Source organism: Bacillus sp. C28GYM-DRY-1 (assembly GCF_030519405.1).
GTDB classification, from domain to species: Bacteria; Bacillota; Bacilli; order Bacillales; family Bacillaceae; genus Bacillus; species Bacillus spizizenii_A.
In genome coordinates, this window is the sequence record NZ_JAUMKF010000039.1 from 1 (window position 1) to 10364 (window position 10364).

General features: G+C 45.6%; 10 protein-coding genes and 2 pseudogenes. 10 read left to right on the plus strand and 2 right to left on the minus strand.

The window, feature by feature from the left end:
- The 4 genes and pseudogenes from Q3W56_RS21230 to azoRB all read left to right on the plus strand — a co-directional run.
- Nucleotides 1–349, plus strand: a pseudogene (locus Q3W56_RS21230) (hypothetical protein); the annotation flags it as partial.
- Nucleotides 346–1140, plus strand: a complete 795-nt coding sequence (locus tag Q3W56_RS20345; protein WP_302896681.1) for an SDR family NAD(P)-dependent oxidoreductase — start codon at nucleotides 346–348, stop codon at nucleotides 1138–1140. The pseudogene Q3W56_RS21230 and the gene Q3W56_RS20345, both read left to right, overlap by 4 nt.
- A 126-nt stretch (nucleotides 1141–1266) precedes the next feature.
- Nucleotides 1267–1647 (plus strand): annotated as a pseudogene (locus Q3W56_RS20350) (FUSC family protein); the annotation flags it as partial.
- 130 nt (nucleotides 1648–1777) lie between these two features.
- Nucleotides 1778–2413: an FMN-dependent NADH-azoreductase AzoRB gene (gene azoRB / locus Q3W56_RS20355; protein WP_302896682.1), complete on the plus strand. Its 636-nt coding sequence runs from the start codon at nucleotides 1778–1780 to the stop codon at nucleotides 2411–2413.
- A 37-nt stretch (nucleotides 2414–2450) separates the two neighbouring features.
- On the opposite strand, the gene Q3W56_RS20360 is transcribed toward azoRB, so the two are convergent.
- Nucleotides 2451–3527 (minus strand): oxidoreductase, encoded by a 1077-nt coding sequence (locus Q3W56_RS20360; protein ID WP_302896683.1) that lies wholly within the window; start codon nucleotides 3525–3527, stop codon nucleotides 2451–2453.
- Nucleotides 3528–3652: 125 nt separating this feature from the next.
- On the opposite strand from Q3W56_RS20360, the gene csoR reads away from it, so the two are divergent.
- The 6 genes from csoR to Q3W56_RS20390 all read left to right on the plus strand — a co-directional run bounded on the left by csoR (nucleotide 3653) and on the right by Q3W56_RS20390 (nucleotide 10215).
- Entirely contained in the window at nucleotides 3653–3958 is a 306-nt protein-coding gene (gene csoR / locus Q3W56_RS20365; RefSeq protein ID WP_302896684.1) for a copper-sensing transcriptional repressor CsoR, read from the plus strand.
- 74 nt (nucleotides 3959–4032) lie between these two features.
- Nucleotides 4033–4242, plus strand: coding sequence for a copper chaperone CopZ (gene copZ, locus Q3W56_RS20370; RefSeq protein WP_003220010.1), 210 nt, complete (start codon nucleotides 4033–4035; stop codon nucleotides 4240–4242).
- An 84-nt stretch (nucleotides 4243–4326) separates the two neighbouring features.
- On the plus strand, nucleotides 4327–6738 hold the full coding sequence (gene copA, locus Q3W56_RS20375; RefSeq protein ID WP_302896685.1) for a copper-exporting P-type ATPase CopA: 2412 nt from the start codon (nucleotides 4327–4329) through the stop codon (nucleotides 6736–6738).
- A gap of 158 nt (nucleotides 6739–6896) precedes the next feature.
- On the plus strand, nucleotides 6897–9005 hold the full coding sequence (locus Q3W56_RS20380; RefSeq protein WP_302896686.1) for a heavy metal translocating P-type ATPase: 2109 nt from the start codon (nucleotides 6897–6899) through the stop codon (nucleotides 9003–9005).
- Nucleotides 9006–9125: 120 nt separating this feature from the next.
- Entirely contained in the window at nucleotides 9126–9794 is a 669-nt protein-coding gene (gene bdbD / locus Q3W56_RS20385) for a disulfide bond formation protein BdbD (RefSeq protein WP_019715723.1), read from the plus strand.
- 4 nt (nucleotides 9795–9798) lie between these two features.
- Nucleotides 9799–10215 (plus strand): disulfide oxidoreductase, encoded by a 417-nt coding sequence (locus Q3W56_RS20390; protein ID WP_302896687.1) that lies wholly within the window; start codon nucleotides 9799–9801, stop codon nucleotides 10213–10215.
- Nucleotides 10216–10272: 57 nt separating this feature from the next.
- Here Q3W56_RS20390 and Q3W56_RS20395 read toward each other — a convergent pair.
- Nucleotides 10273–10364, minus strand: a 92-nt coding sequence (locus tag Q3W56_RS20395) for an IS3 family transposase (protein ID WP_302896688.1), incomplete at its 5' end; no start/stop codon positions are given.

A 10364-nucleotide genomic window follows, 5' to 3' on the forward strand; every position in this document is an offset into this window, starting at 1 on the left:
GGACAACCCTAAGGGGAAAGAAAAAATTGTCCATGCAGGCGATGCTTGTTTTCGCTGCCATGAATCTAAAAAAACTGGCGAATTGGACTTGGAAAGGACCAACTCGCCAGCCTATTCGACCGAAAAAAATTGGACAAAAATAGGTCGGATCATAAAGATCCGACTATTTTGTCAACAGTCTGCAATAAAGCAGAACCTCTTAAGGGGTTCTGCTTTATTTTTTCTCCAGATTGCAGCACAAAAATTATTTCAATCCAAGTTGTTTCATACTGATTGCAGAGCAGATGTTTCACCAATCAGATTTCTGTCAATAAATAAGAGGGAATCAAAACGGAGGGATGTAGAATGAAGCTGAATGTACAAGGAAAAACCGCGCTGGTGACCGGTTCGACATCGGGGATCGGGAAAGCTATTGCCTTTTCGTTAGCTGAAGAAGGTGCGGCAGTGATCATTAACGGACGCCGGGAAGAGAAAGTGAATCAGACGATAGATGAATTGAAAACACAGCATTCTGAAGCGGTCCTTTATCCGGCCGCATATGATTTGGGAACAGAGGAAGGATGCAATGACCTGTTTCAGGCATACCCAGAGGTTGATATTTTGGTTAACAATTTAGGGATTTTTGAACCGGCGGAGTACTTTGATATCCCTGATGATGAGTGGTTTCGTTTTTTTGAAGTGAACATTATGAGCGGAGTAAGGCTGACACGCAAGTATTTGCACAACATGATAGAGAAAAAAGAAGGGCGTGTGATTTTCATTGCCAGTGAAGCGGCGATTATGCCGTCACAGGAAATGGCCCATTACAGTGCAACAAAAACGATGCAGCTGTCCATTTCCCGCAGTTTGGCGGAGCTGGCAACCGGCACGAATGTCACAGTCAACACCGTCATGCCGGGCTCTACCTTAACAGAGGGTGTGGAAACCATGCTGAATTCGCTGTATCCTGGTGAAAACCTGACAGTTCAAGAAGCTGAGGCACGTTTTATGAAAGAAAACCGGCCGACATCCATCATTCAAAGACTGATCCGACCGGAAGAAATCGCCCACTTCGTTACATTTTTAAGCAGTCCGCTTTCCTCTGCGATCAATGGCGCGGCACTTCGGGCAGACGGCGGTTTGGTCCGCAGTGTCTTTTAACCTCTCCCATTTGGGAGAGGTTTTTTATGTCACTATTTTTATATAGAAACCTTAGTTTTCAGCAAGTGAAACGATAAAATAGGTATATATTACCTGTCAGGGAGGTTGTACATTGGCGACTCAAAGCAGTTTATGGAGAAGCTGTTAACCGGGCAGAAAGCAGACGAACACCAGTTAAGGGTGAGTCTGGTCAGGCTTCGGGATGCGTATGACAAGGCGCTTGGGGAATTTCCCAATACTCATGCGGATGCGCTTTGGCCTGCCATTTCCGGTGCTCAGCACTTAGGGTATTATTTGCTCTCGGCCCAAGCCCATTATCGACCGCCTGCTCTGTTTTCTGAAGAAGAGATGAAGCAGCTAAGGGCATTTTTTGAACAGGCTGAGCAATCCGCTTTGAGGAAAAAGATGCCGGCGGACATACAAGTACCGCATGTCCCTTACTACACGAGGATCAGCAAAGAGATCTCCGCACTGTATTCCGGCAGTTTGGAAGGAAATAATCTTTAATTCGAGATATTTTACTTGAAAGTAATTTTTATTGTCTCTATAATAAACCGTAAGAGAGAAAGAATATTGGCAGTGCATCTGTATGATAATAATTGATGTGTGATTTTTAAAAACGAAAGGACTGGTTAAAATGGCAAAAGTATTGTATATCACTGCTCACCCGCATGATGAAGCAACTTCTTACAGTATGGCAACAGGTAAAGCATTCATCGAGTCTTACAAAGAAGCGAATCCTAACGATGAAGTTGTACATATCGATTTGTACAAAGAAAACATCCCGCATATTGACGCGGATGTTTTCAGCGGCTGGGGCAAGCTTCAATCAGGCACAGGCTTTGAAGAGCTTTCTGAAAGCGAAAAAGCAAAAGTGAGCCGTCTGGGAGAGCTTAGCGACCAATTTGCATCTGCTGATAAGTACGTATTCGTTACTCCATTATGGAACTTCTCATTCCCGCCAGTAATGAAAGCGTATCTTGATTCTGTTGCAGTTGCAGGAAAATCATTCAAATACACTGAACAAGGCCCTGTTGGATTGTTAACTGATAAAAAAGCGGTTCATATCCAAGCACGAGGCGGCTACTATTCAGAGGGTCCTGCGGCTGAAATGGAAATGGGCCACCGCTACATCGGCATCATGATGAACTTCTTCGGTGTACCTTCCTTCGATGGCATTTTCGTAGAGGGTCATAATGCGGAGCCTGATAAAGCACAGCAAATTAAAGAAGACGCGATTGCGCGTGCGAAAGAAGCAGGAAAAACATTTTAATGAAAAAGCCTCCCCTGAGACATGGGGAGGCTTTAATTTATTGCTCCAGCATAATGGTACGTTTCTCTTCACTGCTTTTCATCGCGGCTTCAATGATGCGGATGACATCGATGCCTTCCTCAGCGGTGACTGGCAACGCTGCGCCTTCCCGTAGGCTTTCCGCTATTTTGCGATAATAGGTAAGGTAGGAGCCATTTACTGATGGGATGGTTTCGGTTTTTTTGTTCGTCCCATGAACGGTTGTCAGCTGTCCGTAATACTCTGGATCATCTGCACCCCAACTGTCATCCTCCGGTTTTCTTCCGGCTCTGAGTGCGTCTTCCTGTCCGTCGATTCCGTATTTTACAAAGCTGGAATGCTGTCCATGGATTTGATAACGCGGGCCGTTTGCCGGAACGATCGAACCTCCGTATAGAATGGCTTGGAGTTTGCCGTAATCTAGCGTCAAGTGAAAATAGTCCACCGTTTCCGCATTTTCACGCTGGGCCATCACGTTTGCAGTCACCGCTTTAGGCATCCCGAACAAATGGAGGGTTTGGTCTATGACGTGGGAGCCGAGATCATACAGTGTACCAGTGGCAGCGCCTTCTTTATCCCGCCACCGTGCTTGAACCTCAGGTCTGTAGCGGTCATAGGAGACTTGATATGTATTGATATCTTCAAGGGATCCGTCAGCGATCAGCTTTTTAATCGTTAAAAAGTCGTTATCCCAACGTCGGTTATGATATACGCTTAGCAATACACCTTTTTCATCAGCAGCCTTCTTTAATTTCTCCCCCTCTTCGGCCGTCGCTGTCATCGGTTTTTCCATTACAACATGTTTTCCGGCCTGAATGCATGCCATAGCATGTTCATAATGAAGGCCGCTTGGGGTGGTGACAATGACAAGCTCAATGGCTGGGTCAGTTGTTATTTCCTCAAGCTCATGCACAACTTCAGCATTCGGAAAATCCCGTTTCACTTCTTCTGTCCGCGATGTCATGACCTTACTGATGTGATACTCATCCAGAACAGCAAGCAGCGGTGCGTGAAAAACAGAACCAGAAAGTCCGTATCCTAATACCCCAACCTTTATTGTATCCACTTTTCTTCTCCCCTTTAAAAGCGTTTTCATAAGAAATATATACCCTCCTGAACAAATGGTAAAACCTAACTGATTTATTTTAGTCGCGGCATGCTTAGACAACAGTTTGGACAATCAGTATAATGGGAATTAATATAAGGAACAGAGGTGTACGCATGGAGAAGCATAACGAACATAAAGCATTAAACCATAAAAGCTCGAAAGAAAAGGATCAAATCACAAACCGGCTAAAGCGGATAGAGGGCCAAGTCAGAGGGATTCAAAATATGGTGGAAAATGATAGATATTGTGTAGATATTCTTGTGCAGATTTCAGCTGTTCAGGCGGCAATGAAAAACGTGGCGCTTCAATTGCTTGAGGATCATGCCCATCATTGTGTAGCAGATGCCATCAAAAGCGGAGACGGAGAACAGGCCATTTCTGAGCTTTTGGACGTATTTAAAAGGTTCACAAAATCATAAAGTCTTTTTTCATTGTAATACCCTACGGGGGTATGGTAGGATGAAAACAGAAAGAACAAACAGGAGGAATTCATATGGAACAAAAAACATTGCAAGTTGAAGGAATGTCTTGTCAGCACTGCGTTAAAGCAGTGGAATCAAGCGTAGGAGAACTGGACGGCGTCAATGCTGTCCATGTCAATCTGGAAGCAGGAAAAGTCGATGTTTCGTTTGATGCTGACAAAGTATCAGTCAAAGATATTGCGGATGCGATAGAAGATCAGGGCTATGATGTAGCCGAATGATTCAAGGTATCGCGCCTTTATGGAGGGCGCGATATTTCTTTCATTTTTATATACCCCCCAGGTGTATATAAAGGAGTGAGTATGTTGAGTGAACAAAAGGAAATCGCGATGCGGGTATCTGGGATGACCTGTGCGGCATGTGCATCCAGAATTGAAAAAGGGCTCAAGCGGATGCCGGGTGTCACAGATGCCAATGTCAACCTGGCAACTGAAACGTCTAATGTCACCTTCAATCCTGCGGAAACGGGGGCTACAGCGATTCAGGAAAAAATTGAAAAGCTGGGCTATCACGTCGTAACAGAAAAAGCTGAATTCGATATTGAAGGCATGACCTGTGCGGCCTGCGCCAATCGGATTGAAAAGCGGCTTAACAAAATAGAAGGCGTCACAAATGCTCCTGTAAACTTCGCTTTAGAAACGGTTACGGTCGAATACAATCCAAAAGAAGCGTCTGTCACCGATTTGAAAGAAGCGGTAGATAAACTGGGATATAAACTTAAGCCCAAGAGCGATGAGGAGCGTGAAGCGGCAGCTTCTAAAAAGAAAGAAGAACGGAAGCAAACGGCGAGGCTGATCTTTTCAGCGGTTCTGTCATTCCCATTGCTTTGGGCAATGGTGAGCCATTTTACGTTTACATCGTTCATTTGGGTGCCGGATATTTTCCTCAATCCGTGGATGCAGTTTGCGCTGGCGACACCAGTCCAGTTTCTGATCGGCTGGCCGTTTTATGCGGGGGCGTATAAGGCGATCAGAAATAAGAGCGCCAATATGGATGTACTGGTCGCGCTCGGAACGTCGGCTGCTTACGCTTACAGCCTTTATCTTACGATTCGAAGCGTCGGTTCCCATGGGCATACAGACGGTCTTTACTATGAAACAAGCGCAATTTTGCTGACGTTGATTTTATTAGGCAAGCTGTTTGAAACAAAAGCAAAGGGCCGTTCTTCGGATGCCATTAAAAAGTTGATGAAGCTTCAAGCGAAAACAGCGACTGTCGTAAGAGAAGGACAGGAGAAAATCATTTCAATAGATGAAGTGCTTGTCAATGATATTGTTTACGTCAAACCGGGCGAACGAATTCCTGTCGACGGAGAAGTAGTTGAAGGCCGCTCGGCAGTAGATGAATCGATGATTACAGGTGAAAGTCTTCCTGTTGACAAAAATCCAGGTGACAGCGTGACAGGTGCAACCGTCAACTCAAACGGCTTCCTGAAAATCAAAGCTGTCAACGTCGGAAAGGATACGGCACTTTCTCATATCATCAAAATTGTCGAGGAAGCACAAGGATCAAAAGCGCCGATCCAGCGTCTCGCTGATCAGATTTCCGGTATGTTTGTACCCATCGTATTGGGGATTGCCGTTCTCACTTTCCTCATTTGGTATCTTTGGGCGGCTCCCGGCGATTTTTCCGAAGCGATCAGTAAGTTGATTGCCGTTCTCGTCATTGCCTGCCCGTGCGCCTTGGGCCTTGCCACTCCGACGAGCATTATGGCTGGATCAGGGCGCGCAGCTGAGTTTGGAATTCTCTTTAAAGGCGGCGAGCATTTAGAAAAAACATATCGTCTCGATACGATTGTTCTCGATAAAACCGGAACTGTGACAAACGGGAAGCCGCAACTGACAGATGCCATTCCATTCGGCCGTTTTGAAGAAACAGACCTGCTTCAGTTTGCGGCGGCAGCCGAAATGGGATCGGAGCACCCGCTCGGTGAAGCGATCGTAGCAGGTGTGAAAGAAAAAGGGCTTGAGATACCGAAGCTGACCCGCTTTGAAGCTAAAATCGGCGCAGGCATTTTGGCTGAAGCCGGAGGAAAAACCATTCTCGTCGGCACAAGAAAGTTAATGGAGAGCAAACAGGTTGAGCATGGAGCCCTTCTTGCCCAAATGGAAGAACTAGAGGCAGAAGGGAAAACAGTTATGCTTGTATCCATTGATGGTGAAGCCGCGGGCCTTGTAGCGGTTGCCGATACGATAAAAGACACGTCACGGGCGGCAGTAGCCCGTCTGAAAAAGTTGGGCCTGGATGTCATCCTGATGACAGGAGACAACCGCAGAACCGCTGAAGCCATCGCCAGGGAAGCGGGGATTACGAGTGTCATAGCGGAAGTCCTTCCTGAACAAAAGGCAGCAGAAATGTCCCGCCTGCAAAAAGAAGGCCGGCAGACTGCCATGGTAGGCGATGGAATTAACGATGCGCCGGCGCTTGCCACAGCCGATATTGGCATGGCAATTGGAACAGGCACGGACATTGCGATGGAAGCTGCAGACATTACGCTTATTCGCGGCGACCTGAACAGCATTGCCGACGCCATTCGCATGAGCAGACTGACAATGAAAAACATTAAACAAAACTTATTCTGGGCGCTTGGCTATAACAGTCTCGGCATCCCCATCGCGGCGCTCGGATTTTTAGCGCCATGGATAGCGGGAGCAGCAATGGCGTTTAGTTCCGTTTCCGTTGTACTGAATGCGCTGCGTCTGCAGAAAGTAAAATAACAACCGGCGATATGCCGGTTTTGTTTTACATTGACACTTTCTTGGAAAACGACATATAATAGATGTAATCATTATATGAGTATATGCTCATATATAAGAATTCAATGCCAACATTCATTGATACGCTTTGTAGAGGGAACCCTAAATCGGAAGGTAAGGTGAGACTAGTGAAACAGGAATACGTTCTGGACGGTTTGGATTGCAGCAATTGTGCTCAAAAAATCGAAAATGGAGTTAAAGGCATAAAAGGCATTGATGGATGCGCGGTAAACTTTGCGGCAAGCACCTTAACTGTCTCAGCCGATGGGAAAGAAGAGCAATGGGTCACCAATAAAGTAGAGAAAAAAGTAAAATCAGTCGATCCCCATGTAAGAGTTCGTCAAAAGCATAAAAAGAAATCAGCTGATGACGGCTATCGTCATCGAATGATCAATATGCTGATCAGAATGGCGGCGGCTGTCATTATCGGGGCAGCAGCCTATTTGGTTCATTCCGGAACAATCGAATTTTTTCTTTTCCTTGCTGCCTATTTGATCATTGGCGGTGACATTATCATCCGTGCAGTTAAAAACATTGCCCGCGGTCAGTTGTTTGATGAGCATTTCTTAATGGCTCTTGCCACAATCGGCGCTTTTCTAATTCAGCAATACCCTGAAGGCGTCGCAGTTATGCTGTTTTACCAAATTGGTGAGCTTTTTCAAGGAGCTGCGGTCAGCCGGTCCAGAAAATCAATTACTGCGTTAATGGACATCCGGCCTGATTACGCCAATGTCAAAACAGAGAACGGCATCGAACTGGTTTCTCCGGAGGACGTACAGACAGGAGACATCATTGTGGTCAATCCGGGAGAAAGCATACCCCTTGACGGTAAGATCGTGCAGGGATCAGCGATGGTTGATACGTCTGCTTTGACAGGTGAGTCCGTTCCGAGAAAAGCTGCAGAAGGACAAGATGTGATGTCTGGCTTCATTAATCAAAACGGCGTTCTGCATATTGAAGTCACAAAGGGCTACCAGGAGTCCGCGGTATCAAAAATATTAGACTTGGTTCAGAATGCGAGCAGCCGTAAAGCCCGGACAGAAAACTTTATCACGAAGTTTGCCAAGTACTATACGCCTGCTGTTGTGATTATCGCGGTATTGCTGGCCTTTGTCCCTCCGCTGGTTCTTCCTGGCGCCGCATTTTCAGATTGGGTGTACCGTGCGCTTATTTTCTTAGTGATTTCTTGTCCATGTGCGCTTGTTGTCTCTATTCCTCTCGGTTTCTTTGGCGGAATCGGAGCAGCCTCAAAGGCCGGAGTGCTTGTGAAGGGAAGCAATTATTTAGAAGCCTTGAATCAAGTCAAATACGCAGTGTTTGATAAAACAGGAACATTAACAAAAGGCAGCTTTGAAGTGACAGAAATCAAACCTGCTGAAGGATTTACAAAGGAAAGTTTACTTGAAGCGGCGGCATATGCTGAACTTCATTCCCAGCATCCGATTGCCGAATCTGTGCGTAAAGCTTACGGGAAATTGCTCTCCTCTGATGCGATAGAGTCATATGAGGAAATATCCGGCCATGGTATTTTTGCAAAAGCAGACGGAACAGAGATCCTTGCTGGAAATAAAAAGCTCATGGAAAGAGAACAAATTAAGGGTGTCCCGGTTTTAAATGCCGGAACAATCGTACACATTGCTGTTGATCAACGCTATGCCGGAGCAATCATCATAGCGGATGAAGTAAAAGAGGATGCAGCACAGGCGATTGCTGACCTGAAATCGTTTGGAATCAAACAGACAGTTATGCTGACAGGTGATACGAAACAAACGGGAGAAGACGTCGGAAAACAGCTTGGCATCGACGAGGTATATGCAGAGCTGCTGCCGCAGGATAAAGTCGCGCGGGTCGAAGCTTTAGAAGCCAAGCTTTCGCCAAATGAAAAACTCATTTTTGTTGGTGACGGCATCAATGATACGCCGGTGCTTGCGCGCGCAGATATCGGAGCGGCCATGGGCGGCCTTGGCTCAGACGCCGCGGTAGAAGCCGCAGACGTCGTACTGATGACAGATCAGCCATCAAAAATAGCGGAAGCAATTCGGATTGCGAAACGGACACGCCGAATCGTGTGGCAAAACATCGGCTTTGCTTTAGGTGTGAAAGCGATCTTTCTTATTCTTGGAGCGTTTGGAATTGCAACCATGTGGGAAGCGGTTTTCTCTGATGTCGGCGTTACGCTGCTCGCTGTGGCAAACGCGATGCGCGTCATGCGTCTCAAAAATGGATGAATTGTCGGAGAGAATTCATTTTTTCGGGGTTTTCTTATAGGCACTTGTCTTGTTAAAATAAAGAAGTGGGTCTATTGCGATCCGCTTCTTTTTTTAATCTTAAAACGATGAGGTGTCGGAGTGAAAAAGAAACAGCAGTCTTCTGCGAAATTCGCGGTCATCCTTACGGTTGTGGTTGTTGTCTTACTAGCAGCCATTGTCATCATTAATAACAAAACAGAACAAGGCAATGAAGCGGTTTCTGGACAGCCGTCTATCAAAGGCCAGCCTGTGCTTGGCAAGGATGATGCACCGGTAACTGTAGTAGAATTCGGAGATTACAAATGTCCATCTTGCAAGGTGTTTAACAGTGACATCTTTCCAAAAATACAAAAAGACTTTATTGATAAGGGCGATGTGAAATTTTCATTCGTGAACGTCATGTTCCATGGAAAAGGTTCAAGATTAGCGGCTCTTGCATCAGAAGAAGTATGGAAAGAAGATCCTGATTCTTTCTGGGCATTCCATGAAAAGCTGTTCGAAAAACAGCCGGACACAGAACAGGAATGGGTGACCCCAGCTGTTCTCGGTGATCTAGCAAAAAACACCACAAAGATCAAACCGGAGACGCTCAAAGACAATCTTGATAAGGAAACATTCGCTTCTCAAGTGGAAAAGGATTCTGACCTTAATCAAAAAATGAACATAAAAGCAACACCGACGATTTACGTCAATGATAAAGTGATCAAAAATTTTGCGGATTATGATGAAATCAAAGAAACGATAGAAAAAGAGCTGAAAGGGAAGTAATCATATGAAAAATAGAATTGTATGTTTATATACTTCCTGGGTTGTGGCTCTTATCGCTATGCTCGGCAGCTTGTATTTCAGCGAAATCAAAAAGTTCATTCCATGTGAACTGTGCTGGTACCAGCGTATCCTCATGTATCCGCTCGTCCTGATTTTAGGCATCGCCACCTTTCAAGGAGACACACGCGTAAAAAAATATGTGCTTCCGATGGCGATTATCGGAGCATTTATTTCGATCATGCACTACTTAGAGCAAAAAGTGCCCGGCTTTACGGGCATTAAGCCGTGTGTAAGCGGCGTACCATGCTCAGGCCAATACATTAACTGGTTCGGTTTTATGACCATTCCATTCCTGGCCCTGATTGCTTTTATCCTCATTATTATTTTTATGTGTCTGCTGAAAGGCGAAAAATCAGAATAACAAAAAAGCGCCCGCTGTATGCTGAAGTGACCCCCTAAAGTTAGACACGGGTTTTCATTAGGCAGTTCTTGAGGCATGAGTTCGGTATTGTACCGGACTCATGCCTTTTAGTTTTGCCTTTATTCGTTTTTGATTGTAGTAGTCAATAT

Coding starts and splice junctions, on each gene's coding strand:
- azoRB (WP_302896682.1), top strand. CDS start 1,778: ATGGCAAAAGTATTGTATATCACTGCTCACCCGCATGATGAAGCAACT.
- Q3W56_RS20360 (WP_302896683.1), bottom strand. CDS start 3,527: ATGAAAACGCTTTTAAAGGGGAGAAGAAAAGTGGATACAATAAAGGTT.
- Q3W56_RS20345 (WP_302896681.1), top strand. CDS start 346: ATGAAGCTGAATGTACAAGGAAAAACCGCGCTGGTGACCGGTTCGACA.
- copZ (WP_003220010.1), top strand. CDS start 4,033: ATGGAACAAAAAACATTGCAAGTTGAAGGAATGTCTTGTCAGCACTGC.
- Q3W56_RS20390 (WP_302896687.1), top strand. CDS start 9,799: ATGAAAAATAGAATTGTATGTTTATATACTTCCTGGGTTGTGGCTCTT.
- csoR (WP_302896684.1), top strand. CDS start 3,653: ATGGAGAAGCATAACGAACATAAAGCATTAAACCATAAAAGCTCGAAA.